This is a genomic window from Hydrogenophaga sp. FW305-3-2-15-A-LB1, assembly GCF_058787875.1.
On sequence record NZ_JBYTAE010000074.1, the window covers coordinates 1 to 23,632 of the forward strand.

A 23,632-nucleotide genomic window follows, 5' to 3' on the forward strand; every position below is an offset into this window, starting at 1 on the left:
GACCGGGGGCGCGGGCCGGGTGAGCGCCAGCGCTTCGCGCGCGGTCTCGCGCGCCAGGGCCTGCGTGGCGAACTCGCCCATGGGCGAGAACAGCGCGCAGGTCTCGTGGTAACCGATGGCGGGGTCGTGCGCGCCGATGAAGTCGAAACGCTCGCTGCCGAACCCGCGCACGAAGCTGCGGCCCACCTGGCCGCTGTGCGGCAGCGGCTGCGCGGGCAGGCGCACCAGGCTCATGAACCAGGGCGTGATCAGCACGCCCTCGGCTACGGGGTCTTCGTCACCGGTCCTCGCCCACTCGAAGCCCACCGCTTCCACGCACAGCGCGGCATTGAGCAGCGGAACGCCCTGCATGCGCTCGGCCTGCACATGCCGGTAGAAGTCTTCGAGGGCTTGCACGCGGTTCATCATGGCAACAACAAAAACTGATCAGGCTCGCAATCACAGTTCGGGCAGCGCCAATGCGACGGCAGGTCGGCGAAGGGCGTGCCGGCGGGGATCTGCCACTGCGGGTCGCCCACGGCGGGGTCGTAGACCCACCAGCAGATCTTGCACTCCAGGCGCGAGCCGGGCCGCAGCACCTCGCGGTTGCCGAGGTAGGAACCTTCGAAGCCCTCGAAGTGCTCGCCGCTCATGTGGCCTCCAGCCAGGCCATCACTTCGCGCAGGCGCTCGTGCGAATCGCGCAGGTCTTCGGGCGCGGCCATCGCCACCTCGGGCATGTCCACCACCTCCACCGTGTTGAGGATCACCTTGTCCATGGAGTTGTAGTACACCACGCGCCAGCAGTTCGGCAGCCGCGTGTTGGAGATGCGGCAGTTGCCGTAGCCGCGCGAGAGCATGAGCACGCGGCCGGTGCCGAGCTGGTGGTCCAGGAAGCCGATGTCCTCGGGCGTGACGGGCAGCAGCGTGAGGTTGACCACGTGCGAGACCTGGCCGGGCTGCCAGCGCGCCACCTGGTCGCGGATCTCGTCCACCAGCAGCGGCGCGTTCTGCACGTTGGGCGGCAGCAGGCCGTTCCACGGCGGCGGGCTGGCCCACACGTCTTCGGCGGCGGTGGCGGCGAACAGCGAAGGCACCGGGCCGACCTCGATCGCGTCGTCCACCAGCTCGGCGTCGCGGCCTTCTTCGTGGCGCCAGGTCATGAGGCGCCAGACGCCGGCGAACACCGACTCCTGCACGCGCACTTCGAGGTGGCCCGCGCCCAGCTGCACGATGGCGCTGGCCTCGCCCTCGCCCAGCACCTGGTTGATGATGCGGAAGTCGCGCGGCGCAAGCTGGCGCAGCGGCACCAGGCCGGGGGCACCGCCCTCGGCGCCCTGCTCCAGCAAGGCCAGCACCTGCTGCAGCGCGGCGCGCGCCTGGTCCAGCCCCACCAGTTCCTCGGGCTCGGGCAGCACCGGCGGGCGGTAGGTGCTCATGTCCTTGGGCAGGGGCAGGTAGTCGAGCGACTCGTCTTCGGGTTGCGTGCCCGGGCCCAGGGCCACGAGCGGAATGGGAAAGTCTTTCATGGGGTGTCCTTGCGGGGGTTCAGTGGCAGCCGCCGGCGTCGCTGGAAGAAGAAGCCGCCGTCTTGCTCACGACGGGAATGCCGATGGTCGGCGGGCGCGAAGGCGGCATGCGCAGCGCGGCGTCCACGCCTTGCAGGTACACGTCCCAGTCCTGCATGCCGGCGATGGCGGTGACGTATTGACCGCCGCGGAAGAACAGCAGCGAAGGCCAGCGCTGCGAGCCGTAGCGGCGCGCCACCGCGTCCTCGCTCTCGCGCGGCACGGCGGCCACCGCGAAGCGGCCGGCAAACACCTTCATCAGCTCGGGCAGCACGGCGGCCACGTCCTGGCCTTCGGGGAAGCGCACGGCGTCGCCCGCCAGCAGCAGCACGCGGTCGCCGGGCAAGGCGGCCCAGTCGGCCACGCTGCTCTCATCGACGAGGGCAGCGCCGAACTCGCGCACCAGGCGCATCACCAGCGGCGCGGCGGGGTCGGTGCTGGGCGGGGTGACGGCCAGCGGGCGGAAAGCGGTCTCGGTGGTCATGACAAAGTCTCCTGAAGAAGGGAATTCAACCGTGGGCGAGCTGGCGCAATTGCTCGGCGCTCATGCGCGAAGGCAGCTCGAAGCCGGCCTCGCCGTCGGCGCCCTGGCCCTGCATGGCGCCCAGCACGAGGTTCAGCGCGGCGTTCACTTCGCTGGCGCGCTCGGCGTCGATGCGCTCGCGCGCGTCGCCCAGGAACACCAGCAGCCAGTCGCCCGGCACCACGTCGCCCACCAGCGCGGTGGTCACGCGGCGGCGCTCGCCGCGCCCTTCGCACAGCGCGTGGCCGGGCTCGATGGCCGTGACCTGCATGGGCATGCCAATGCACATGTCAGGCACCCTGCGGAAAGAAGCGCTCGTCGCCTTCGCGGCAGGCCGCGTCGGGCGCGGGGCGCTGGGTCTCATACGCAGCGAGCGCGAGCTCGTCCATGGTCACCGTCTCGCGCCCGCTCAGCGGCTCGCGGCGCGGCACGGGTTCACCGCCCCAGCGCGCGATCTCGGCCACGGCCAGCGCCAGGGCTTCGTCCATCGCGGCCTTCACCACCGGGCGCAGGCTGCCGCCGTAGTCCTCCAGCTCCTGCGGCTGGCAGCCGATCAGCAGCACCTGCGCCGGGTACCGGCCGGTGAGCTGGGCGAGCGAGAGCACTTCCTGGAAACCGGTCTGGTGCAGGCTCATCTTCTTCGCGCCCAGGAAGCGCGGCACCTCGTCGTCGCGCACCAGCTTCAGCGTGCCGGGGGCCAGGCCGTAGTCGATCGCGTCGAAGATCAGCAGGCGGTCGGCCGCCTGCACGTGCTGGATGAGGTACAGGCCCTGCGTGCCGCCGTCCACCAGCGACACGTGGGGCGCGAACTGATGGCGCTGCTGCAGCGCCTCCACGCAGCGCACGCCGAAGCCTTCGTCGGCCCACAGCAGGTTGCCGATGCCCAGCACGCAGATGGAGGAAGGCGGGGTGTCACTGCTGGGGTGACAGGCGTTTTCAGGCGAGGTGAGGCTCATGGTGGGCAGGCTCACAAAAATCAGGTGGAAGAAAGAAGGGCGGCCGCGCGCAGGCGCTTCCAGGCGTGGAAGCTGTCCCAGGCGGCCTGCTGCGCGAGCCAGAAGCCCGCGTCCACGCGGAACACGCGCGCGCAACGGATGGCGGTGTCGGGCGACATGGCGCGCTGGCCGTGCACCAGCTCGTGCAGCCGCCGGCGCGACAAGCCCAGCAGCCGCGCGGCCTCGCTCTGGTTGAGCGAGAGCGGGCGCAGGCAGGTGCGCGCCAGCAGCCGCCCCGGGTGCGTGGGCACGCGCAGCGGCACGCCCACCGGCGGCAGGGCCGATGCAGCGAGCAGAGAAGAGCGTGAGCGAAGGCGCGTCATGGTGAAGAAGCAGAACGAGAGAAGTGCCTTGATCCAGAGGTGCCGAGGAACCGGCTTTGCCGGGCCTCCAGCACCGCCCCCTGGGGGGTGACGCCGAAGGCGGCGCGGGGGGTTATTCCTTGAAGGTTCTATGGCCGGAGATCATCGTGCTCACGATGCTCTGACGGCCCATGATGTCTTCGCGAATGGCCGCGTAGATGTGCAGCAGCACGAAGGTGACGATGCCCCACATGCCCAGGCGGTGCCAGGTGTGCACGTCCTGGCTCTGGCCCATGAGCGGGATCACCCAGCCGAACAGGTGGTCTTGCCACGAGCCGGCCTGCGAGCCCTCGCTGTACAGCGCGAAGCCGGTGACGATCATGAAGATCGACAGCATCAGGTAGAACGCGAACATCGCGAACCGCGCCAGCGGGTTGTGGCCCACGTACTGGTTGGGCTTGGGGATCAGGAACAGGTACCAGCGCAGCATGTTGAAGACCTCTTTCCAGTAGGCCTTCTGGAACATCGGCACCCAGAACAGCTCCTTGGCGTGGTGGTTGCCCACCAGCGCCCAGTAGGCGCGCGCCACCAGGCCCACGGCCATGATGTAGCCCGCCGCGAAGTGGGCAAAACGGATGTAGCCCATGAGGTAGTTCGCGCTGGCCTCGCCCGGCATGGTGGGCAGCGGCTGGCCAATGAAATAGCCGGTGACGCACAGCACGGTGATCGACAGCGCGTTGATCCAGTGCCAGAGGCGCACCGGCACCTCGTACACATAGACCGAGCGGATCGTCTGGCCCTGCTGCAGTTCGAGCGCGTCCGCGTTGGCGTGCGCCGTGGAGGATGGGGTGGACATGGTGACCTCCTTGAAAGAGGGTGCTGCCGCGTCAGGCCGCGAGCTGGCCGAAGAGGTACAGGCCGGCCGCGCTCAGCAGCGCGCCCAGGCCGCCCAGCGCCCAGCCGCTGCGCTCGGCGAGCCAGCGCCGGATGCCCAGGCCGATGCCCACGCCGCCCCCATGCAGCAGCGCGGTGGTGAACAGAAAGCCCACCGCGTAGCCCGCGAAACCGCTCTCGGGCGTTTCGGAGCCGTGCGCGAGGCCGTGCAGCGACGCGGCGGCGGCGATCAGCCCCAGGCCGATGGCCGGCGACACCGTGGCGCGGCGCGCGAGCAGCAGCATGCCGCCGAACAGCACCACCGAGAGCGACACGCCGTGTTCGAGGTAAGGCACCGTGAAACCGAGCATGCCCAGCGTGGCGCTGACGATGAGCGCCAGCAGGAAGGTGGCCGGGCCCTGCCAGGCCCTGGAAGCCGGCAGCGCCGAGACCGACCACACGCCCACGGCCACCATGGCCAGCAGGTGGTCGGGCCCGAAGGGGTGCACCAGGCCTTCGAACAGGCTGCTGGTGCCGTGGCCCGTGTGGGCCTGCGCGGCGCTGGCCGCACCGGCCAGCAGGGTGGCGGCGATCAGGCCGCGCGTCGTCTGTTTCTTCATCGTTGTTCTCCTCGTTGTTCTGTGGAAGGTGCTCAGCGCACGGTCACTCGGCTCATCTCCTGACCGTCCTCGCTCATCACGTGCGTCGAGCAGGCCAGGCAGGGGTCGAAGCTGTGCAGCGTGCGCAGGATCTCCAGCGGCTGCTCGGGGTTGACCATGGGCGTGTTCATCAGCGAAGCCTCGAAGGCGCCGATCTGGCCCTTGTGGTCGCGCGGCGAGCCGTTCCAGGTGGTGGGCACCACGCACTGGTAGTTCTCGATCTTGCCGTCCTTGATGCGGATCCAGTGGCCCAGCATGCCGCGCGGCGCGGCCACCGTGCCCACGCCCTTGGCCTCCTTCGGCCAGGTGCTCGGGTCCCACTTCTCGATGTTGGCCGTGCTGGTGTCGCCGGCCTTGATGTTGCCGACCAGCTGCTTGAAGTCGTCCATCATCATCTCGGCGGCGTACTGGCTCTCCAGCGCGCGCGCCAGGGTGCGGCCGATGGTGGTGGGCAGCAGTTGCTTGGCGCTGTACTTGGTTTCGGGCATGCCCAGCGCCTTCGGGATGGCGCTGTTGATCGCCACCGCGGCCTCGTCCACCTGCTGCTTCACGCGCTGGCAGAACTTGTTGCCTTGCGTGGCGTGCGCATAACCCAGGATGTAGCGCGAGAGCGGGCCCACCTCCACCGCGTGGCCGCGCCAGCGCGGCGACTTGATCCACGAGTACTTGGCCGACTCGTCGAGGTTCTCGATCTTGGTGCGCGTGCCCTTGAAGTTCGGGCCTTCGGGCGTGTAGTTGGCCTCGGTCACGCCGTCCCAGGGGTGCAGGCCCTGGGTCTCGTCGCCGTACTTGTACCAGCTGTGCGTCACGAACTCCTGCACCTGCTCGGGGTCGCGCGGGTCGATCTCGTGGATCTTGTTCCAGTCGCCATTCAGGATCACGCCGCCGGGCAGCTGGTGCGTGCTGTGGTCGTAGGGCACCTTCTCATAGGTGCCGTAGTCCGCCACGTTGGTGGCCGAGAGGCCGCCGCCGTACAACCAGCCGGCCTGCTTGTAGATGGTGCCGATGGCCAGCACGTCCGGGATGTAGACGTTGTTGTTGAAATCGATCATCTCCTGGATGCGGGCCTGCACGAAATTCAGCCGCTCCATGTTGATCGGGGCGCCGGCCGCGCCGTTGCCGTCGATGTTGATCGCGCAGGGCACGCCGCCCACCAGGTAGTTCGGGTGCGGGTTCTTGCCGCCGAAGATGGTGTGCACCTTCACCCATTCCTTCTGCAGGTCCAGCGCCTCCAGGTAGTGGGTGACGGCCATCAGGTTGGCCTCGGGCGGCAGCACATAGGCCTTGGAACCCCAGTAGCCATTCGCGAAGGGGCCGAGCTGGCCGCTTTCCACGAACTTCTTGAGCCGGTTCTGCACGTCGCGGAAGTAGCCCGGTGACGACAGCGGGTGCGAAGGCGAAACGATGTGCTGCAGCTCGCTGGTCTTCTTCGGGTCCGCCTTCAGGCACGAGACCACGTCCACCCAGTCCAGCGCGTGCAGGTGGTAGAAGTGCACCGCGTGGTCGTGCACCTGCAGCGTCTTGGCCATCATCTCGCGGATCAGGTGGGCATTCAGCGGGATCTTGATGCCCAGCGCGTCTTCCACCGCGCGCACCGAGGCCAGCGCGTGGCAGCCGGTGCACACGCCGCAGATGCGTTCCACGAACGCCCAGGCGTCGCGCGGGTCGCGGCCTTTCAAGATCACCTCCAGCCCGCGCCACATGGTGCCGGTGGAGACCGCGTTGCGGATCACGTTGTTGCTGTCGAGGTTCACCTCGCAGCGCATGTGGCCTTCGATCCGCGTCACCGGGTCGACGACGATGCGCCGGCCCGTGTTGTCCATGCGGAAGCCTTGAGTTTCGTAAGCACCCATCTGGTGTTCCTCTTCGTTCTGGTTGTGGGGTGTCAGTGGCTGGCGGGTGCGTCGGTCTTGCGGGTGTCGCGGGCGCGCTTGGCCACCGAGATGGCGGCATGCGCCGCCACGGCCGCGCCCACCACGCCGGCGGCGGTGGCGCCGATCTGGTCGGCGTTGGCTTCGATGCCGAAGGCGTGGATGTCGGTCAGGCGGTCGTAGAACGAACCCTTGTCCCAGAAGCCGTCTTCCGAACAGCCGATGCAGCCGTGGCCCGCCTTGATGGGGAAGCTCGTGCCCTCGTTCCACTGCACGGTGGAGCAGGCGTTGTAGGTGGTGGGGCCCTTGCAGCCCACCTTGTAGAGGCAATAGCCCTTGCGCGCGGACTCGTCGTCCCACGCCTCCACGAACTGGCCCGCGTCGAAATGCGGACGGCGGTAGCACTTGTCGTGGATGCGCTGGCTGTAGAACATCTTCGGGCGGCCCTGGCGGTCCAGCTCGGGCACGCGGTCGAAGGTCAGCATGTAGGTGATCACGCCCGTCATCACCTCGGGGATGGGCGGGCAGCCCGGCACCTTGATGATGGGCTTGTCGGTGATCACCTTGTGGATCGGCGTGGCCTGCGTCGGGTTCGGCTTGGCCGCCTGCACGCAACCCCAGGATGCGCACGAACCCCAGGCGATGATCGCCTTGGCGTCCTTCGCCACGTGCTTGAGCTTTTCAACGAAAGGCTTGCCCGACTGGATGCAGAACATGCCGTCTTCGTTCAACGGCGGGTTGCCTTCCACGGCCAGGATGTACTGGCCCTTGTACTTCGTCATGATCTCTTCGAGGATCGCCTCGGCCTGGTGGCCGGCGGCGGCCATCAGCGTGTCGTCGTAGTCCAGCGAGATCATGGAGAGCACCACGTCCTTGGCCAGCGGGTGCGCGCTGCGGATGAACGATTCGGTGCAGCAGGTGCATTCCAGCCCGTGCAGCCACAGCACCGGTGTGCGCGGCTTGTTTTCCATGGCGTGCGCGATCTGCGGCACAAAAGACGGCGCCAACCCCAGCGAGGTGGCCGTGAGCGAGCAGTATTTGAGAAAGCTGCGACGCGAAATGCCTTTGCGGCGCATGACCTCGTAGAAGGTTTCCATGACGGGATGTCTCCGGAGTTTTGTGGGGGGCGGGGGGCGACGCGCTGATTTGCAAGTCGTGCGCCAACCCGCTCCATGTCCGGGAATACCCTGGGGAGCGCGGTTAAGTGGTTGTTTTCAAAGGGAGGAAATGGACGCGGCGATTAGCCTGGAATGGAATCGATCGCCGTAATGGAAGCGATCCTTCCGTTGAGGCCATCAATGTGGAATGTGATGTTCCGCATGTTTGATGTCTGCATGTCGTGTCAGGCCACTTCAGCTCCGCACACACCCCCTACACTGGCCGCCGCGGAATCCCCGCGAATAAAAACCATTGGAGGGTAATTTGAAAAAACTGTTGATCGCTGCCGCTGTTGTCGTCAATCTGGTGGGCTGTGCCACCGTGAATATGGGCGACGCCAAACAGGACGCCGCAGCCAAGACGTTTGCAGCCCCGAAGGACAAGGCGGCCGTGTACGTCTACCGCAATGAGACGATGGGTGCCGCCGTGAAGATGGACGTGGAGCTGGATGGGAAACCGGTGGGCCAAACGGCCGCCAACACCTACCTCTACAAAGAGGTCGCCCCCGGCAAGCACACGGTCACGTCCAAAGCCGAAAACACCGACACGCTGGAAATCGATGCCAAGCCTGGGGTGCTGTATTACATCTGGCAGGAGGTGAAGATGGGCTTTGGTTCTGCGCGGAGCAAGCTGCACCTTGTGGATGAGGCTGCGGGGAAGAAGGGCGTGCTGGAGACCAAGTTGGCTGAGAGCAAGTAAGCCGACCACATTTCGATCTTGACTTCAATTCACGAGACTAGACCGTCTTTTCTTGTCTTGTGAATTCGGCAATTTTTTGACACATGCACTTAGTGCGGCTGCGGTTATGAAATAAGGGGGAGTTGTGGCGGAAACCATAAACATTGGTGAGATTGCAGGACGCCTCTCGAAGGACATCTTCAAGTATTTTCTTTGGGCAACGCATCCAAAGACCGACGACAACTTTGAGTGCTCGAACGAAAAGCATGTCGGGGATGGAGGAAAGCAGAAGCCCACGCATCCGGGCGATGTTGTTTTTCACTACCGAGATCCGTATTTGGGAAAGATGGTGTACCTGCACACCGACTTGAAGAGTTACGCAGAAGACTCGATCACATCTACACGACTACGGGGCGCCTTCAAGTCGTTGTGCATGACGATCGACTGCGCGAGATGCTCAGATTCTTGGAGAGCGAAGTATTCGGTCGACGAAAGCGAGGCCCATGAAGTTCGCGGTCTGCTGTTCGTTCACAACCATGACAACGGATATGACAAGCCGTTTTACGACGCGATCGACAAAGTCAATTTGCAAGCGTTGCCGATAGCGTCTGGAACGCAGTTGCATTACCTAGGGCCTCATGACATTCAGCGGCTTTACAGCGTTGCGAACGACATTCTTCGTCTAAAAGCCGAGGGAGAGTTGCCAAGCTCCTACACCTTCTACTACCCCGACTTGGTGATGACGCGCCGACAGGGCGACGTTTGGGAGCAGTCTGCGACGGTCGAGACGTTGACCGCACCGTACATCATCATCAAGCACGCTGAGACGGAGGAGCAGTCGGCTGGCTACGTCATCTACTACAACGCACCTGCATCTTGCCCGGAGGAGTTTGAATACTTCCTTGACAGCCTGTCCAGATTTCAAATGCTTGAGTCCGGTGAGCGGATCTTGATACGCGTCACCCATCCAGATGCGCCGAACGACCTAAAGTCGATCTTTCGCATGGCGCAGAAGAAGTACGTAAAGGCTTGGGGCTTTGATCCGGCACGCGAGGCCATCCTGAGCCAGATTCAGATTGAGCGGATCACGAGCGTTACCAGTACCTATAACCCGGGAGACATGGGATGGCGGGAATGAAGAAGCGGCCCCACGGTCCGTCGCTCTACTACGCGAGCGACAAAAACGTTTTCGACGCACTGAACCAGCACAAAGTGGATGCACCAACTGTCGTAAAGCTTTTTCAGCGTCGGAATGTTGTGGTTAGCAAGAAGACACCAAGAGATGAACTGGCGAAGTACTTCTCCACCTTGACACACGACTACTACGATCACAAGGAAATCGCCGCAAGGCTAGGAGTGGCCGTGAGGCGGGAGCGCACCACTTCCATGGATGTGACAGGAGTTGGAGACATCGACGAGCTGCATGGCGTCGTTGAGCAGTTGAAAAAGGAGATGGAAGCGAGCGGTGACACCGTCCAGGTTGCGCGGGATGGCGACAACATCAGCATCCGTGTTCAATACTCAGAGGTTGACTACAAGCGCAATGAGTTTTCTCAAGTCCAGGTTCGCGACGGTTCCATCGAATTCGTCAAATCTCCGGTCGGATACGTCGTGCGCAACACGCAGAACGACTATCTCAATGGAGTCCGGGATGTGTTGCTCGCTAAAGTTGAGAAGACAACATCAGAGCCTCTGACTAAGGTGGTTGTCTCCCTTTTTGATGTCCCGTCTGCTAAGCCGCGCTCCAAATTTTTCCACGAACTAGCAACTTCTCTCCCAAGCTTTGTCCGACGCGATGTGACAGATGTCTATGTGTTCAAGGCGAAGCCCGAAGGGGAGGAAGATGAAGATGAGAGCGGCAGCGACGATGGTTCGGAGACCCACGTTGAGAGAGTCTTTCTGCGCGGCAGTGGCGTAAGTCGTTCAGAGATATTGAATGAGTTGCTGGACGAGGAGGACTACTACATCATCAAAATGGGGTGGACTGCAACGGAACTACTCGGTGGAGGAAATGTTTACGACATCGAGGCAGGGTTTGCGGATCCCAAGGGCTGTACGGGTTTTTCTTTCATTCTGACGGGAGTGTTCCCACTGGAAGACGGCAAAATTTCAACGAGACGGCGGCCGCCATACAAGCACGAGATTGACGCCTTGTCTCGAGTGATCGAATCAAAGGCGAGGGAACTTGTGGCTGAACTTCGGTCGGAGTATCTGGCTGCAAAAGCCGGGAGCTAGCAATGCAAACTAGGTACAGGTGGTTTCGGATTCAGCTCCCTGCCCGCGCCCGGGACTTGGCGGCACTTGTGGCCACATGTCCATTCGACTCGACTTTGACGTATGGCTTTGCTCGTTTGCATGGGGGTACTAGCGGCATTTCATACCGGTTTCTTTGGCGGTCACGAGTTGTCGTGACGAAGCTAGATCTCGAAGGGCTTCCAACTTACGAACAGATAGACAGCGTCAGTTTCACGGACTTCGCACTTGTTGAGATAGGTGATCTCACCTTCCTCCGTGTCGAGAACCCGGGTCGAAATATCCGCGACCTACTCAATGCACTTGAGACTCTGGCGGGAATGGGTTTCACGGTGAAGCCGGTAGCCTTTGATAAGGGTCAGCCGACTACCGTTTTTAGTTCGGTCGATGCCTCCAAGCTCGTTGGCTTGAAGGTTGTCGGAGCCGTGCTCGCCGACGACTTGCTGGCTCGTATGGAATTCGTGTCCAAAGAAGGGATGGTGGTCGAGAACATGACCGTGCTTGATGGGCTTAAGTACAAGGTTGAGCATGCCGTGTTTGAACTCGTTCTAGGAGGACTGAAGGGGCAAATTGCCTTCGCGGCCAATGGAACCGTGAAGATCAGTGGTCAAGTCGCTCCGAAGCTCGTTAGCTTGGTGGAGCAGGATTTGCACCTGTTCGTTTGAGGTCGATCAGCGATGAGCCCGATGTCCGCTTCGTGCGGTTGCAGCCTTTGGTTTTGGGCGTTTTAACGTCTCACCTCAATCTGAATTGGTCTTCGAGACGAGGTAAGACCTACCTGCGTCGTCGCTCACGGAGCTTTACGGCACTGGCACGCGCTGCAGGTTGCTGTCCAAACACCGGGAGTCAATGGCTTGATGACCTGATGATTCCGGCAAAGCTGCTCGCCATATCGCGCCACCTTGTTGTGGACGGGTCTCAAGATCTGGCAAATCCTTTCGGTCGAAGCTCATGTCCGCGGATAAGGCCGCCTCCGCCCGACCCCACTCCCCTATACTTCCCGCGTTGTACATCAAAAGTACGACCGGGATTGGCATCTCGAAAACAAGTAAACATCGGATAGCTGCAACGCTCACGCGCTGCGGCTATCTCCGTCTGTGTGTCCCCCATTTTTTGGTGGCCCGGATGGGGAGCCGCAAGGCTCGCCGGTCTTGTTTACTTGTGCCGGTATGCCAACCCACTCGGGCCACCGCCCTCTCACAAAGGGGGCGGTGGTATCACCCACCTGATAGGGAAGGCACATGCAACATCCCCGCATTTCTTCGTCTCATCTCTCCCACCACCATCGCCGCCGCCCGCGCCTGGCCGTCTACATCGACGCCGAAAACGTGAGCGGCCAGCACGCCGAGCAGCTCATGCGGCTGGTCAACCAGCGCGGCAGGCCCACGCTGTGCCGCGCGTATGGCGACTGGACCACCGATTTCCTGCTCTCCTGGAAGAAGTGGCTGCATCCGCTGGGCATCCGGCCGGTGCAGCAGTTCCACTACTCGCAGGGCAAGAACGCGAGCGACGCCGCGCTCATCATGGACGTGATGGAGCGGTTGCACCGGGGCCGGGTGGATGGCATCTGCATCGTCTCTTGCGACAGCGATTTCGTCGGCCTCGTGGGCCGCATTCAGGAGCACGGACACGTGGTCTACGGCTTCGGGCAGCACAGCGCTTCGCCCGCCTTCGTGGCGGCCTGCGACGAGTTCGTGTTTCTGGACGGCAGCGATGGCGACAAGAACAACAACCCCCACGGCACGCCGAAAGGCGGTGGCAGCGTGGAGCTGCTGATGCGCCAGGGGCTTGCCCCCGCACCGCTGCCGCGCCCCTAGCCGGCTCGCCCCCCGGCCGGCCGGCCGCGCATCGTGCGGCGAATACATTTGCTTGCAATTCGCGGCGCGGCCCTGGATCATTCCTGATCGCATGGCATTGGGCGGGGGGCTGATGTGGGTGAGCAAGCGCGCTTCCAGTGGCTGAAGGAGGCATTGAGTTTTTGCGACAACAGCAAGCAATGGCGCTGCCCACGGTGGCCCATTCTTTTGCTGTCGGTCGTGATGCTCATGCTGGTGTCGATCGTCTTTCTGGCGATCGGCGATGCATTGAATGCCAAGGGCGCGGTGTTGACGCGCTTCCTCGCCCGGGCCCAGGCGCCGCTCACCGCGCAATGGAGTTATCTCCCGCAAGCCCGCGACCAGATCACCGTTCTTCTGTACGACGAAGAATTTCTCACCGGCACGGGCAGCGCCTGGCCCATCAGCTACGGGGAGCACGCCAGCAACCTCAAGCGCCTGGTGGCAGACACGAACGCGCTGCCCAAGGCCATTTTTCTGGACATCACGTTCGGCCAGGTGCGAGACGACAAGACGATCTCGCAACTGGCCGAAGCGCTGTGCGAGATCCAGAACCCTAAGAAGAAGGAGCATGCGGTCCCGGTGTTTCTGGCGGCGCTGCCGTCCAACGGGCTGACACCGTTGGCGGTGCGCAAGGAACTCATGAATGACAAGGGCATGGCGGCGTGCGCCACCCTGGTGGGGGTGGACTATTTCCCCGATCCGCTCGACGGCCTGGCCTGGACTTACGAGCTGAGCCGCCACCGCACCGTCGAGGGTTGGCGCACCGGCCCGGGCGGCCCGGGGGATCCCACCTACCGCAGCGCCGCCCTGGCCATGGCCCAGCTGGACAAGCAACTGGGCCCGGAGGTGGGCCCGATGGCGCTGGTGTGGGGCCTCAACTCGGCCAAGGAGCAGCGCGCCGCGACCCTGAAGAACTGCGTCCGGGGTGAGCCGAGCTGGTCGCGCCTGATTCCCGGGGTGTTGCGCAAACTCTGGGAGCCCGAGCACAAGCTGCCGCTGTGCCCCTACCACGCCACCTTGTCGATGGACCAGTTGAATGTCATGAACCCGGTGGAGATCAATGCCCACCTGAAGGACAAGTTCGTCATGGTGGGGGCGAACGTGCCGGGCTACAACGACTTTGTTCACTCGCCCGTGCACGGGCTGCTGCCCGGGATTCACGTGCACGCCATGGCGCTGGACAATTTCCTGACCTTTGGCGACCGCTACCTGGTCAGCGCCGAATGGGACGAGCCCTCGCGCAAGGAGCTGTTCCTGCCGTCCCTGGTGGTGGTGGCCGTGGTCTTTCTGATCCACCTGCTGTGGAATCTGGTTCGGCGCCGGGTGTGGGCGTTCTGGCGCCACCTCCATGCGTTTCAGGACTTTCAGCGTTGGCGCAGGCGCTACCGGGCATCGCCTGTATGGGCCAAATGGGCGACCCCGCGGCTTTTGAAGGGGCTGGGCTGGATCGTTCGATTGACGCTGCAGACCATTGCCGCCATGATTCTGATCGCGTTGTTACAAAAAGTTTTTCGGATCGGGATGGTGCCCGTTGCGGAGCTGGTGGGCATGACGCTGGTGGCCGAGGGCTTGGACGTCGTCCGGCGGTTGAAGAACTTTCTGTTCGAGCCCACTGCGCGGCCCAGGCGGGCAACGCCTTCCATGTGAATTCACCCATTGTTTTGAGATTTCAGGCGAGGTGTCTCTTGAAAAATCAGGTCATTGCAATCGGTCTTTTCGCGGTCCTCGCCAGCCCATGGGCCGTGGCGCAGTCCCAAATCGTGGGCCTGATGCCCAGCAACCAGACCACCCTGGATCTGTACGACAACGTGGGCGACTCGGGCACGGACGTTCGAGCCACGCTGGCTGACTTGCCGATGAACGTGCTGGAGACCAAGGCGGGCCATCACCGGGTGAACTACAAAGGGAGAGATTACTGGGTGAGAGGGCCGCAGGTGCGCATCAGCCGGGGGAGTTCGGCCGGTTGCACCACCGCCCGCATCGCACCCACCACCCAGACCAGCAGCACCCCCGGAGCCGGCAAGAATGCGTGCTGAGCGCCGCCGGCTTCCGGGTGGTGGCGCACCCGCACTGGCAGCGGCTTTGCTCGCGGTGGGCTTGCTGGCCGGCTGCGAGACCATGCCGCAGAGCATGGCCTCGTTGCCCGTCATTTCCCAGATTCGCAGTTCGGGGCCCAGCAACCCGCTGGCCGAACTGCCGCCGCCGGTGGCGCGCACCTGGCCCGACGTGCGGCAAGACGTGCTCAACCAGCGCGCCCGCGGTTTCGGGCTGGTCAACGCTCCCGAGCTGCAGCGCTACCTGAACGGCCTGCTCACGCGCATCAAGACCGCCGCCGGCGTGCCCAACTGGCCCGGGGGCGTGCACGTGCTGGCCAGCCACGCGCTCGACGCCTATGCCACCGGCGCCGGCAACATCTACATCTCGCTGTCGTGGCTGACCGACATGGAGAGCGAAGACGAACTTGTCGCCCTGCTCAGCCACGAGTTCGCGCACATCTACCTGCACTACCACCAGCTGGAAAGCGCGGTGGCCGACGCCGACACCGTGACCTCGGTGCTCGGGCTGGGCGTGGCCCTGACGCTCAAGACCGGCGAGGCGGCGCGCTGGAACAAGGTGGACACGCTGCTCACCACCTACACGCTCGGGCGCGGGCTGGTGACCACCATCTACAGCCAGTCCGAAGAGAGCGCGGCGGACCGTTTCAGCCTCAGCCTCACGCACAAGCTCGGGTATTCCTACGAGCACGGGATCAAGGCGTTTCTGGAGCGGCTGGCCACCTGGGAAGACGAGCAGGAGAAGCGCGAGAAACTGCAGCAGGAAGCCCTGCTGGCGGCGATTCGCGCGCAGGCCGCGGCCGCGCCCGCCGCCCGGCCCGGTGCGGCGGCCAACAACCCGCTCAACCAGGGCATTGCCGCCTCCGGCGCCGCCGCGCAGGGTGAGGTGGCCGCCGCGGCCAGCCAGCTGTCCTTCGAGCTCACCAAAGGCTTCGAGAAGGTGGCCGGCTCGCACCCGTCCACCCTCAAGCGGCTGGACGCGATGGCGGAAACCGCCGCCGCCTTCCCGGCGGTCGCCGTGGAGCGGGAGGCCAAGCAGAAGCCGCTGGACGCCGCGCGCCAGGAGCGCAACACCGCGAACCTGTTGCGCAACTACGCGCTGGCCTTCAAGGTGATCGACGCCCCGAACGCGCCGGACGCGCTCGAGACGGCGCGCAAGGCGGTGGCGGCGCCCACGGCCTCGCACGCCGTGCCCCTGTTCGCGCTGTACGTGGCCACCAACGAAGCGCCGCCGGCGCCGCGCAACCCGCGCACGGCCGACCCCAGCCAGATGCTGGAAGCGAATTTCAACGCCGAGGCCGACCGCGCCTGGATCACCTACAAGGAGCGCAGCAGCAAGCTGAAGGACAACCGCCAGGTGCCCGCCGCGCAACGCGTGGTGGACCAGGGCCTGGCGTACTTCAGCCGGGCCGAGGAAGCCATGCCGTATGCCGTGCGCTTCTACGGCGAAACCAAGGGCTGGGACGAAGCCAAGCGCCGCGCGCAGGCGTGCGCGAAGGACTTCCCGCGCGCGGCCGCGCGCTGCAACCAGGCCGCCATGAGCCCGGCCGAGCAGAAGCAGCAGGACCGCACGGACAAGATCAAGAAGGAAGGCCTGATGGAGCGCTTCTTCAAGTAGCCACTGCCTGCGCCAGTGGCCACTCGCCGCGCTCCACCAGGCCGAGCATCATGCGTTGCAGGCTCAACGCGGTGGAGCGCACGCCGGCGCTGTGGCGGCGCGCCTGGCTCACGTAGAGCGACCAGGTGATGGTCAGGCCCTTGATGGGCGTGGCGCTGAGTTCGCTCATCTGCGGAAAGTCGTGCATGGCGCAGTAGGGCATCACCGTGTAGCCCAGCCCGTCTTTCACGAGCGACAGGCAGAGCTGCAGGGTCTCCGCATCGGCCGCGCGGCGAAATTTCTGGCCGTGGCGTTTCAGGTAGGCGTCCACGCTCTTGCGCACGAGGTTGGGCCGGCCGGGCAGGATGAGCTTGCACGCGCCCAGCTTCTCGGCGCTGGCGGGGCGGTCGGGGCGCAGGCCGGCGTCCACCGGGCCCACCAGCAGCAGGGGCTCGCGCACCAGCGGGGTCTGGTCGTGCAGCGGTGAGCTGCCTTCCTCGAAGTCCATGATGGCCACGTCCACCAGGCCCTGGTGCTGCCACTCGCGCAGGTGGTGGATGAAGCCTTCGTAGATGCGCAGCGACACGGCCGAGCGCTGCTGGATCTCGGCGGCGGCAAACGGTGCGGTGATGAGCCGGTGCATGGAGAACGGCAGGCCGATGGAGACCTGCGTGCGCGCCTCGCGCCCGAGCTCGTCGCGCAGCAGCTCGGCCTGGCGCAGCAGGGGCCGCGCGCCGTGGTAGAGCAGGGTGCCGGCTTCGGTCAGTTTCACGCCGCGCGCTTCGCGCACCAGCAGCTGGATGCCCAGGTCGTGTTCGAGCGCGTTGAGCCGGCGCGAGAGCGCGGGCTGGGTGATCTCCATGTCGAGCGCGGCCTTGTTGATGCTGCCGGCTTCGACCACACGCAGAAAGCAGTCCACCAGTTTCAGGTCCATGCGGGCTCCATCGGGATCGGGTTCGAGTTCAACGATTGTCGTTGAACTGCCATGCCGATTTTCATGTATCGCATATCCACTCGTCTCCCTACCATCGCGGCTCAAGGAGACAGACCATGGACAAAGACAACCACGGCGCGGTGCGCCGTGTGGTGACGGGTCACGACGCGGCAGGCCGCTCGGTGATCGTGCAGGACGGCGCTTCGCCATTCGTGTTGAGGACGACGGCCACCGGCCCGGTGGTGACGGACCTCTGGAAAACCTTTCGCACCCCCGCCGACAACAGCGACGCCACCGAGCCCTGCGCGGACGTGACGCTGGCCCCACCCGCCGGCGGCAGCGTGTTCCGCGTGGTGCAGTTCCCGCCCGACGCGGGCTACATGGACGGCTGGGACGAGCACGCGGCCTTCGCCGCGATGGGCCACGACCTGGCCGGCTCGGCCACCCGCAAGGGCAAGACGGTGGGCATGCACACCACCGCGTCGGTGGATTACGCCATCGTGCTCGCGGGCGAGATCTGGGCGGTGATGGACGAGGGCGAGACGCTGCTGAAAGCCGGCGACGTGCTGGTGCAGCGCGGCACCAGCCACGGCTGGAGCAACCGCACGGCGGCGCCGGCCTCGGTGGCGTTTGTGCTGATCGACGCGCTGGCGCTGCCGGCGCGGGGCTGACGAGGCCGGCGCGCATGGATACGGCCACGATCATCGTTCCGCGCACGCCGCACCTGGCGGTGAGTGCGCGCGGCCAGGGGCCGCTGGTGCTCATGGTGCACGGCATGGGCGGTGACCGCCACACCTGGCGGGCGCAGATGAAGGCGCTGGCGCAGCAGGGCTTCACCGCCGCCAGCGTGGACCTGCGCGGCTACGGCGGCAGCGGCGACATTGAAGGCGCGCTGGACTTTCACCGCGATTTCGGCGCCGACCTGCTGGCGGTGCTGGACCATTTCCAGGCACCGAGCGCGCACCTGGTGGGCCTGTCCATGGGCAGCCGCGTGGCGCGCTCGCTGGCGCTGCGCCACCCCGAGCGCGTGGCCTCGCTGGTGCTGGCCAACAGCAGCCCGGGTTTTGACGCGATGGGGGCCGACGAGGTGGAGCGCTTCATCGCCGACCGCTCGGCGGCGTTTCAAAACGGGCAGGTGCCGGCCAGTTTCGGCATGGACCAGGCCCGCGCCATGTGCGCGCCCGACGCCGCGCCCGAGGCGCTGCGCAGCGCGGCCGAGGCGATGCAGCGCATCCGCCTGAAGAACTATCTGGCGGTGCTGGTCGCCTCCACGCGGCAGGACCGGGGCGACCGCCTGGAGCAGATCGCCTGCCCCACGCTGGTGATCACCTCGGACCAGGACCGCGTGTACCCCGAGCCGGTCACGCGCCAGCTGCTGGCGCGCATCCCTGGCGTGGCGCACGCGCGCATCGAGCGCGCCGGCCACCTGAGCAACCTGGAGCAGCCCGAGGCCTTCAACCGGGCCCTGCTCGCTTTTCTTCGTTGAGAGAGAAAGAGAACCTCCCATGTATTTCAACTGGCAAACCCTGCCGCTCCAACCGCTCGCCAGCCTGGACAACGCATCGGCCGAGGTGGTGATCGTGGGCGCCGGCCCCGTCGGCCTGGCCACCGCGCTCGGCCTGGCCCGCGAGGGCGTGCGCACCGTGGTGCTCGAAGCGCGCGACACGATTTCCAAGGGCAGCCGCGCGCTGGCCATGAGCCGGCGCTCGATGCAGATCCTGGACCAGCTCGGCGTGGGCGAGCGCGTGCTCGAGAAGTCGCTCACCTGGTCGGCCGGCTGGACCTTCTATGGCCGCCAGGAGGTGCATTCGATGAACATCGCCTCGCCGCCGCACGAGAAACACGGCCAGACCAACCTGCAGCAGTGCTGGATGGAACAGCTGCTGCTCGACGAGCTGCTGGCCAGCGGCCTGTCGGACGTGCGCTACCAGCACACGGTGACGCAGATCGAGGCGGGCGACGAGGGGGTGCGGCTCTCGGTGTCCACGCCCGAGGGCGCCTGCACGCTGGACGCGGCCTACCTCGTGGCGGCCGACGGCCCGCGCGGCCTCACACGGCGCAGCGTGGGCATCGACTACGAGGGCACCTCGTATTCGCAGCGCTTCGTCATCAACGACATCCTCTGCAAGGAGCCGCTGCCCGAAGGCCGGCGCCTGTTCTTCAGCCCGCCCTACCTGCCGGGCAAGACGGTGCTGATGCACAAGGCGCCGTTCGACATGTGGCGCCTGGACTTCCAGCTGATGGACGACCAGGACGCCGAGACCGAGATGCAGCCGGCGCAGGTGCACGCGCGCATCCGCGCGCACTTCGAGCTGATGGGCATCGAACCCAACTACGAGCTGGTGCTGACCTCGGTCTACAAGGCCAACGCGGTCTCGCTGCCCACCTACAACACGGGGCGCGTGCTGTTCGCGGGCGACGCGGCGCACCAGGTGCCGATCTTCGGCGGGCGCGGCGTGAACCACGGTTACGAAGACGCGCACAACCTGGCCTGGAAGCTGGCGCGCGTGGTCCAGGGCGTGTCCGACCCGCAGCTGCTGGACTCGTACACGCAGGAGCGCCGGGGCGCGCTGCTGGCCACGCTGGCCGAGCTCACGCGCACCACCATCTTCATCACCACGCCCTCGCAGGGCATCGCGCTGGTGCGCGAGGCCATCCTCTCGCTCTCGCTGAGCGAGAACTTCCTGGGCAACCTGTTCGACCCCTACGCCACGCCACCGCACGACTGCACCGACAGCCCGCTCAACACGGCGGACGCCGGCGGCGACTTCGGGCCCGCCTGCCGCCCGGGCGCGTTGGTGCCCGATGCCGTGGTGGGCGCGGCGGGCGAACGCCTGTACGACCGCTTCGGCCCGCGCTTCACGCTGGTCGCCTTCGCCGACGCCGCGCGCTTCGCCGCCCTGCCGCTGCAGGTGCTGGGCTTCGAGGCGGACAGCACCGTGGGCCGGCTGTTCGACGCGCGCCCGGGCAGCTGTTATCTCGTCCGCCCCGACAACCGGGTGGCCGCGCGCTGGCGCGAGGCCACGCCCGAGCAGGTGGACGAAGCCCTGAACATCGCCCTGTGCGCCGCCCGCACCGAGGAACTGCAATGAGCACCACCACCGACAACGCCTCTTCTTCGGCCACCTTTGCCGAACGCGATTTCGTCGACCTCGCCGGCGCGATCGACCAGGTGCCCGCGCCGCAGCGCGAGCTGTTCCTGACCAAGCTGGTCATCCTGCTGGCCGCCGGCGCGCCGGCCGGTCTGCTGGCCGACCGCATTCAGCGCGCGGGCCGGCACCTGGCGGACTAGGCGAACCCTGTTCCGGATTTTTGACAACAAGGAGACAAGAGACATGAAGACAACGACAAGCTGGATGGGCCTGGGCCGCCTGGCGGTCGGTGCGCTGGCCCTGGCCTGCGCGGCCCCCGCCTGGGCACAGCCCGAGGCAGCCTACCCCACCAAGCCCGTGCGCCTCATCGTGCCGCTGGGCGCGGGCGGCGCGCCCGACGTGGTGACGCGGCTGCTGAGCCAGATCCTCACCGAGAAGAACGGCCCCTCCTTCGTGGTGGAGAACCGGCCCGGCGCCAACACCATCATCGGCACCGACACCTGCGCCAAGGCCCCGCCCGACGGCAGCACGCTGTGCGTGGTCAGCGGCAGCTCGTTGTCGATCAACCCGCACCTCTACCGCAAGCTGCCCTACGACGCCGCGAAGGACTTCGAGGCGGTCACGCCGCTGGTGGTGCCGGACATGGTCTTCCTCGTCTCGCCCTCGGTGCCGGTGAACAGCATGAAGGAGCTGATCGCGCACGCGCAGAAGAACCCGGGCAAGCTGGCCTACGGCTCGTTCGGCAACGGCTCGGACACGCACCTCACCATGGAGTGGCTCAAGCGCGCCACCAAGACCGACCTGCTGCACGTGCCCTTCAACGGCTTCGGCCCGATGATGCAGGCCTTCCTCACGGGCGACATCCAGGTGCTCTACGTGTCGGTGGGCAACCCCGGCATCGTGGCGCAGGCCAGGGCCGGCAAGATGCGCGCCCTGGCGGTGCTGGCGCCCACGCGCTCCGCGCAGCTGCCCGAGGTGCCGACGCTGACCGAGGCCGGCGTGGGCGACCCCGGCACCTTCACCTGGTTCGGCCTCATGGCGCCGGCCGGCACGCCGCGCGGCATCGTCAACAAGCTCAACGCGCAGATCACCGCCGCGATGCAGACCCCCGCCATGCGCGAGCAGAACCAGACCATGGCCATGCGCACCCGCGCGCAGACGCCGGAAGAATTCGCCGCCTTCCTGAAGAAGGACCGCGAGGTCTGGGGCGAGCTGGTGCGGCAGACCGGCATTCAACTGGACTGAGGGACTGAGCCATGAAGACACGTTCTTTCCTGACCCTCGCGCTGGCCGTGCTCGCCGGCACCTGCGGCGCGCAGACCGCCTACCCGAGCCGCGCCGTGAAAGTGATCGTGCCGCTGGCGGCCGGTGGCCCGGTGGATCTCGTGGCGCGGCGCGTGAGCGACCGGCTCTCGAAACAGCTGGGCCAACCGGTGATGGTGGAGAACCGCGCGGGCGGCAACGGCATCATCGGCGCCAACGCCTGCAAGTCCGCCGCGCCGGATGGGCAGACGCTGTGCATCCTGCTGAGCGACACGCTGGTGATCAACCCCGCGATCTACAAGAAGCTGCCGTACGCGGTGGGCGATTTCGCGCCGATCTCGGAGATCAGCCGCATCGACACCGCCGTGGTGGTGAGCGCGGGCCTGCCGATCCGCAGCATCCAGGAGCTGGTGCAGTACGACCGCGCCCACCCGGGCAAGCTGAACTGGGGCCATTTCGGCATCGGCAGCTCGTCGCACCTGTTCATGGCGCAGGTCAACGAGAAGCTGGGCGCGCGCATCGTGGACGTGCCCTACCAGGGCGGTGGGCCCGCGCTCAACGGCCTGCTGGGCGACCAAGTGCAGGTGTCGAGCCTGTCGTACTCGCTGGTGGCGCAGCACATCGACGCGGGCAAGCTGCGCGCGCTGGCCGTGCTGGGCGACACGCCCTCGCCGCGCTTCGCCGGTGTGCCGCTGCTGAAGAACCAGGGCCTGGGCACCGCGCGCAACGCATGGATCGGCCTGTTCGCGCCCACGGGCACACCGGCGGCGGTGATCGCGCGGCTGTCCGCCGAAATCAAGGCCATCACCTCGGACCCCGAGTTCCAGAAGAGCCTGGACGCGCAGGGTTTGCACGTGACCGGGCGCAGCCCCGAGGAGACGGCGGCGGTCATCAGGGCCGAGGGGGCGGACTGGAGCGCGGTGGCCAAGGCGGCCAACGTCAGCCTGGACTGAGGCGGTTCCTCAGCCCTTCGGTCCGGCGACGCTCTTGCGCGCGAAGCGCCTCACCTTCAGCTTCTTCGGTTGCGTGAGGTGCTCGCGCAGGAAATCGATGAAGTCTTTCGCCGCCGCGTTGCGCATGGGGCCGGGCCGGTAGACCAGCACCACGCGGCGTTCGATGCGCGGGTCCTGCAGCGCGAGCACGGCCAGTTCGGGGTCGTGCAGCGAGGTGGTGTAGAGCTGGGGCATGAGGCCCAGCGCCATGCCGCCGCGCACCAGGGCGTACAGCGTTTCCGAGTAACGCACGTGGTACGGCGCCTGCGCGCCCTGCTGGCCGAACTGCGCGCGCGCCGGCTCGCCCAGGGCGGGCATGCTGCCGCTTTCGAACAGCACCAGGCGTTCGTGGCCGATGGCCTTCCAGCTCGCCTTGCCCTCGCGCGCCAAGGGGTGGTCGCGCCGCACCACCAGCACCAGCGGGTCTTGAAAGAGGTCGATGCAGGTCAGGCCGCCCGGCGGCTCGGTGATGGCGGCCAGGGCCAGGTCCAGCCGGCCTTCGCGCACCTCCTGCAGCAGCACGGTGGAGGGCGCGTCGCGCCAGACGAATTCCACCGCCGGCCCGCCCGTGGGCTTGAAGGCGTTGACCGCCGCCGCCAGCCGCGTGCTGGCCGAGGGGATCACGCCCACGCGCACCAGCGCGCGGCCGCGCTGCACCACGTGGTGGATGTCCTGCAGGGCCAGGTCCACGGTGTTGACGAGAAAGTCGGTGCGCGCCAGCACCTCGGTGCCCAGCGGCGTGATCTCCAGCCGGTGGGTGTTGCGCGTGAGCAGCTGCGCGCCCAGCAGCTTCTCCATCTGCTTGATGGCGTTGCTCAGCGCCGGCTGCGTGATGGCCAGCCGCTTGGCCGCGCGGCCGAAGTGGCCTTCCTGCATCAGCACGGAAAAGAACTGCAAGTGGCGCAGCGTGAGCGCGCGGATGGCGGGGTTTTCCACGGCGGCCTGGTGATAAATCGGATGAATGAAATTATAGAAACTTAAAACTTCTCTTATCAAACACGCCT

At 66.0% G+C, this 23,632-nt stretch carries 27 protein-coding genes; 14 read left to right on the forward strand and 13 right to left on the reverse strand.

Annotated elements, in window-relative coordinates:
• From hybE to AC3WPZ_RS20915, 11 genes are all read right to left on the reverse strand, one after another.
• Positions 1-396: [NiFe]-hydrogenase assembly chaperone HybE (gene hybE, locus AC3WPZ_RS20865; RefSeq protein WP_492441345.1), on the reverse strand; the 396-nt coding region annotated here is incomplete at its 3' end.
• An 8-nt stretch (positions 397-404) separates the two neighbouring features.
• Positions 405-632, reverse strand: a complete 228-nt coding sequence (locus AC3WPZ_RS20870) for a rubredoxin (protein WP_492441347.1) — start codon at positions 630-632, stop codon at positions 405-407.
• On the reverse strand, positions 629-1,507 hold the full coding sequence (locus AC3WPZ_RS20875; protein ID WP_492441349.1) for a hydrogenase expression/formation protein: 879 nt from the start codon (positions 1,505-1,507) through the stop codon (positions 629-631). Before AC3WPZ_RS20875 ends, AC3WPZ_RS20870 begins: the two co-directional genes overlap by 4 nt.
• 19 nt (positions 1,508-1,526) lie before the next feature.
• Positions 1,527-2,030 carry a hydrogenase gene (locus AC3WPZ_RS20880; RefSeq protein ID WP_492441351.1) on the reverse strand — a complete coding sequence of 168 codons (504 nt, stop codon included), beginning with the start codon at positions 2,028-2,030 and terminating at the stop codon, positions 1,527-1,529.
• 25 nt (positions 2,031-2,055) lie between these two features.
• A complete protein-coding gene (locus AC3WPZ_RS20885; RefSeq protein WP_492441353.1) occupies positions 2,056-2,358 on the reverse strand; it encodes a HypC/HybG/HupF family hydrogenase formation chaperone in 303 nt (100 codons plus the stop codon).
• A 1-nt stretch (position 2,359) separates the two neighbouring features.
• Complete coding sequence (locus tag AC3WPZ_RS20890; protein WP_492441405.1) at positions 2,360-3,025, reverse strand: HyaD/HybD family hydrogenase maturation endopeptidase; 666 nt, start codon at positions 3,023-3,025, stop codon at positions 2,360-2,362.
• A gap of 20 nt (positions 3,026-3,045) precedes the next feature.
• The gene (locus AC3WPZ_RS20895; RefSeq protein WP_492441355.1) at positions 3,046-3,387 is read right to left on the reverse strand and encodes a HigA family addiction module antitoxin; all 342 of its coding nucleotides are present in this window, start codon (positions 3,385-3,387) and stop codon (positions 3,046-3,048) included.
• Between the two features lie 112 nt (positions 3,388-3,499).
• Positions 3,500-4,222 (reverse strand): Ni/Fe-hydrogenase, b-type cytochrome subunit, encoded by a 723-nt coding sequence (gene cybH / locus AC3WPZ_RS20900; RefSeq protein WP_492441357.1) that lies wholly within the window; start codon positions 4,220-4,222, stop codon positions 3,500-3,502.
• Positions 4,223-4,253: 31 nt separating this feature from the next.
• The gene (locus tag AC3WPZ_RS20905) at positions 4,254-4,859 is read right to left on the reverse strand and encodes a HupE/UreJ family protein (protein ID WP_492441359.1); all 606 of its coding nucleotides are present in this window, start codon (positions 4,857-4,859) and stop codon (positions 4,254-4,256) included.
• A 32-nt stretch (positions 4,860-4,891) separates the two neighbouring features.
• On the reverse strand, positions 4,892-6,751 hold the full coding sequence (locus AC3WPZ_RS20910; RefSeq protein WP_492441361.1) for a nickel-dependent hydrogenase large subunit: 1,860 nt from the start codon (positions 6,749-6,751) through the stop codon (positions 4,892-4,894).
• A 32-nt stretch (positions 6,752-6,783) separates the two neighbouring features.
• Positions 6,784-7,866, reverse strand: a complete 1,083-nt coding sequence (locus AC3WPZ_RS20915) for a hydrogenase small subunit (protein WP_291111419.1) — start codon at positions 7,864-7,866, stop codon at positions 6,784-6,786.
• A 325-nt stretch (positions 7,867-8,191) separates the two neighbouring features.
• On the opposite strand from AC3WPZ_RS20915, the gene AC3WPZ_RS20920 reads away from it, so the two are divergent.
• From AC3WPZ_RS20920 to AC3WPZ_RS20955, 8 genes are all read left to right on the forward strand, one after another.
• Positions 8,192-8,626: a DUF2846 domain-containing protein gene (locus AC3WPZ_RS20920; protein WP_492441363.1), complete on the forward strand. Its 435-nt coding sequence runs from the start codon at positions 8,192-8,194 to the stop codon at positions 8,624-8,626.
• 124 nt (positions 8,627-8,750) lie between these two features.
• Positions 8,751-9,743 carry a PD-(D/E)XK nuclease domain-containing protein gene (locus AC3WPZ_RS20925; protein WP_492441365.1) on the forward strand — a complete coding sequence of 331 codons (993 nt, stop codon included), beginning with the start codon at positions 8,751-8,753 and terminating at the stop codon, positions 9,741-9,743.
• A complete protein-coding gene (locus tag AC3WPZ_RS20930) occupies positions 9,740-10,840 on the forward strand; it encodes a hypothetical protein (RefSeq protein ID WP_492441367.1) in 1,101 nt (366 codons plus the stop codon). Before AC3WPZ_RS20925 ends, AC3WPZ_RS20930 begins: the two co-directional genes overlap by 4 nt.
• Before the next feature lie 173 nt (positions 10,841-11,013).
• Positions 11,014-11,523 carry a hypothetical protein gene (locus tag AC3WPZ_RS20935; RefSeq protein WP_492441369.1) on the forward strand — a complete coding sequence of 170 codons (510 nt, stop codon included), beginning with the start codon at positions 11,014-11,016 and terminating at the stop codon, positions 11,521-11,523.
• Between the two features lie 576 nt (positions 11,524-12,099).
• Positions 12,100-12,675, forward strand: coding sequence for an NYN domain-containing protein (locus AC3WPZ_RS20940; protein WP_492441371.1), 576 nt, complete (start codon positions 12,100-12,102; stop codon positions 12,673-12,675).
• A 114-nt stretch (positions 12,676-12,789) separates the two neighbouring features.
• Positions 12,790-14,343: a CHASE2 domain-containing protein gene (locus AC3WPZ_RS20945; RefSeq protein WP_492441373.1), complete on the forward strand. Its 1,554-nt coding sequence runs from the start codon at positions 12,790-12,792 to the stop codon at positions 14,341-14,343.
• A gap of 95 nt (positions 14,344-14,438) precedes the next feature.
• Positions 14,439-14,732, forward strand: a complete 294-nt coding sequence (locus AC3WPZ_RS20950) for a hypothetical protein (RefSeq protein ID WP_492441375.1) — start codon at positions 14,439-14,441, stop codon at positions 14,730-14,732.
• Positions 14,722-16,368: a M48 family metalloprotease gene (locus AC3WPZ_RS20955; protein ID WP_492441377.1), complete on the forward strand. Its 1,647-nt coding sequence runs from the start codon at positions 14,722-14,724 to the stop codon at positions 16,366-16,368. The genes AC3WPZ_RS20950 and AC3WPZ_RS20955 overlap by 11 nt, the downstream gene beginning before the upstream one ends.
• Here AC3WPZ_RS20955 and AC3WPZ_RS20960 read toward each other — a convergent pair.
• A complete protein-coding gene (locus AC3WPZ_RS20960) occupies positions 16,361-17,281 on the reverse strand; it encodes a LysR family transcriptional regulator (protein WP_492441379.1) in 921 nt (306 codons plus the stop codon). The two genes, AC3WPZ_RS20955 and AC3WPZ_RS20960, sit on opposite strands and share 8 nt — an antisense overlap.
• A gap of 116 nt (positions 17,282-17,397) precedes the next feature.
• Here AC3WPZ_RS20960 and AC3WPZ_RS20965 point away from each other — a divergent pair, with 116 nt between their 5' ends.
• From AC3WPZ_RS20965 to AC3WPZ_RS20990, 6 genes are read left to right on the forward strand one after another with little or no spacing between them, the layout of a single operon-like run.
• A complete protein-coding gene (locus AC3WPZ_RS20965) occupies positions 17,398-17,952 on the forward strand; it encodes a cupin domain-containing protein (protein ID WP_492441381.1) in 555 nt (184 codons plus the stop codon).
• 14 nt (positions 17,953-17,966) lie between these two features.
• Positions 17,967-18,767, forward strand: a complete 801-nt coding sequence (locus tag AC3WPZ_RS20970) for an alpha/beta fold hydrolase (RefSeq protein WP_492441383.1) — start codon at positions 17,967-17,969, stop codon at positions 18,765-18,767.
• Positions 18,768-18,786: 19 nt separating this feature from the next.
• A complete protein-coding gene (locus AC3WPZ_RS20975) occupies positions 18,787-20,373 on the forward strand; it encodes an FAD-dependent oxidoreductase (protein WP_492441385.1) in 1,587 nt (528 codons plus the stop codon).
• Positions 20,370-20,573 carry a hypothetical protein gene (locus AC3WPZ_RS20980; protein WP_492441387.1) on the forward strand — a complete coding sequence of 68 codons (204 nt, stop codon included), beginning with the start codon at positions 20,370-20,372 and terminating at the stop codon, positions 20,571-20,573. The genes AC3WPZ_RS20975 and AC3WPZ_RS20980 overlap by 4 nt, the downstream gene beginning before the upstream one ends.
• Before the next feature lie 43 nt (positions 20,574-20,616).
• Positions 20,617-21,618, forward strand: a complete 1,002-nt coding sequence (locus AC3WPZ_RS20985; RefSeq protein ID WP_492441389.1) for a Bug family tripartite tricarboxylate transporter substrate binding protein — start codon at positions 20,617-20,619, stop codon at positions 21,616-21,618.
• Positions 21,619-21,629: 11 nt separating this feature from the next.
• Positions 21,630-22,589, forward strand: a complete 960-nt coding sequence (locus AC3WPZ_RS20990) for a Bug family tripartite tricarboxylate transporter substrate binding protein (protein WP_492441391.1) — start codon at positions 21,630-21,632, stop codon at positions 22,587-22,589.
• 9 nt (positions 22,590-22,598) lie between these two features.
• On the opposite strand, the gene AC3WPZ_RS20995 is transcribed toward AC3WPZ_RS20990, so the two are convergent.
• The gene (locus AC3WPZ_RS20995) at positions 22,599-23,564 is read right to left on the reverse strand and encodes a LysR family transcriptional regulator (RefSeq protein WP_492441393.1); all 966 of its coding nucleotides are present in this window, start codon (positions 23,562-23,564) and stop codon (positions 22,599-22,601) included.
• Positions 23,565-23,632 lie beyond the last annotated feature (68 nt).

What these genes read in the sequence shown, in the direction of transcription:
- AC3WPZ_RS20870 (WP_492441347.1), bottom strand. Translation starts at nt 632, where the DNA reads ATGAGCGGCGAGCACTTCGAGGGCTTCGAAGGTTCCTACCTCGGCAAC.
- AC3WPZ_RS20875 (WP_492441349.1), bottom strand. Translation starts at nt 1,507, where the DNA reads ATGAAAGACTTTCCCATTCCGCTCGTGGCCCTGGGCCCGGGCACGCAA.
- AC3WPZ_RS20880 (WP_492441351.1), bottom strand. Translation starts at nt 2,030, where the DNA reads ATGACCACCGAGACCGCTTTCCGCCCGCTGGCCGTCACCCCGCCCAGC.
- AC3WPZ_RS20885 (WP_492441353.1), bottom strand. Translation starts at nt 2,358, where the DNA reads ATGTGCATTGGCATGCCCATGCAGGTCACGGCCATCGAGCCCGGCCAC.
- AC3WPZ_RS20890 (WP_492441405.1), bottom strand. Translation starts at nt 3,025, where the DNA reads ATGAGCCTCACCTCGCCTGAAAACGCCTGTCACCCCAGCAGTGACACC.
- AC3WPZ_RS20895 (WP_492441355.1), bottom strand. Translation starts at nt 3,387, where the DNA reads ATGACGCGCCTTCGCTCACGCTCTTCTCTGCTCGCTGCATCGGCCCTG.
- cybH (WP_492441357.1), bottom strand. Translation starts at nt 4,222, where the DNA reads ATGTCCACCCCATCCTCCACGGCGCACGCCAACGCGGACGCGCTCGAA.
- AC3WPZ_RS20905 (WP_492441359.1), bottom strand. Translation starts at nt 4,859, where the DNA reads ATGAAGAAACAGACGACGCGCGGCCTGATCGCCGCCACCCTGCTGGCC.
- AC3WPZ_RS20910 (WP_492441361.1), bottom strand. Translation starts at nt 6,751, where the DNA reads ATGGGTGCTTACGAAACTCAAGGCTTCCGCATGGACAACACGGGCCGG.
- AC3WPZ_RS20915 (WP_291111419.1), bottom strand. Translation starts at nt 7,866, where the DNA reads ATGGAAACCTTCTACGAGGTCATGCGCCGCAAAGGCATTTCGCGTCGC.
- AC3WPZ_RS20930 (WP_492441367.1), top strand. Translation starts at nt 9,740, where the DNA reads ATGAAGAAGCGGCCCCACGGTCCGTCGCTCTACTACGCGAGCGACAAA.
- AC3WPZ_RS20940 (WP_492441371.1), top strand. Translation starts at nt 12,100, where the DNA reads ATGCAACATCCCCGCATTTCTTCGTCTCATCTCTCCCACCACCATCGC.
- AC3WPZ_RS20955 (WP_492441377.1), top strand. Translation starts at nt 14,722, where the DNA reads ATGCGTGCTGAGCGCCGCCGGCTTCCGGGTGGTGGCGCACCCGCACTG.
- AC3WPZ_RS20960 (WP_492441379.1), bottom strand. Translation starts at nt 17,281, where the DNA reads ATGGACCTGAAACTGGTGGACTGCTTTCTGCGTGTGGTCGAAGCCGGC.
- AC3WPZ_RS20965 (WP_492441381.1), top strand. Translation starts at nt 17,398, where the DNA reads ATGGACAAAGACAACCACGGCGCGGTGCGCCGTGTGGTGACGGGTCAC.
- AC3WPZ_RS20970 (WP_492441383.1), top strand. Translation starts at nt 17,967, where the DNA reads ATGGATACGGCCACGATCATCGTTCCGCGCACGCCGCACCTGGCGGTG.
- AC3WPZ_RS20975 (WP_492441385.1), top strand. Translation starts at nt 18,787, where the DNA reads ATGTATTTCAACTGGCAAACCCTGCCGCTCCAACCGCTCGCCAGCCTG.
- AC3WPZ_RS20980 (WP_492441387.1), top strand. Translation starts at nt 20,370, where the DNA reads ATGAGCACCACCACCGACAACGCCTCTTCTTCGGCCACCTTTGCCGAA.
- AC3WPZ_RS20985 (WP_492441389.1), top strand. Translation starts at nt 20,617, where the DNA reads ATGAAGACAACGACAAGCTGGATGGGCCTGGGCCGCCTGGCGGTCGGT.
- AC3WPZ_RS20990 (WP_492441391.1), top strand. Translation starts at nt 21,630, where the DNA reads ATGAAGACACGTTCTTTCCTGACCCTCGCGCTGGCCGTGCTCGCCGGC.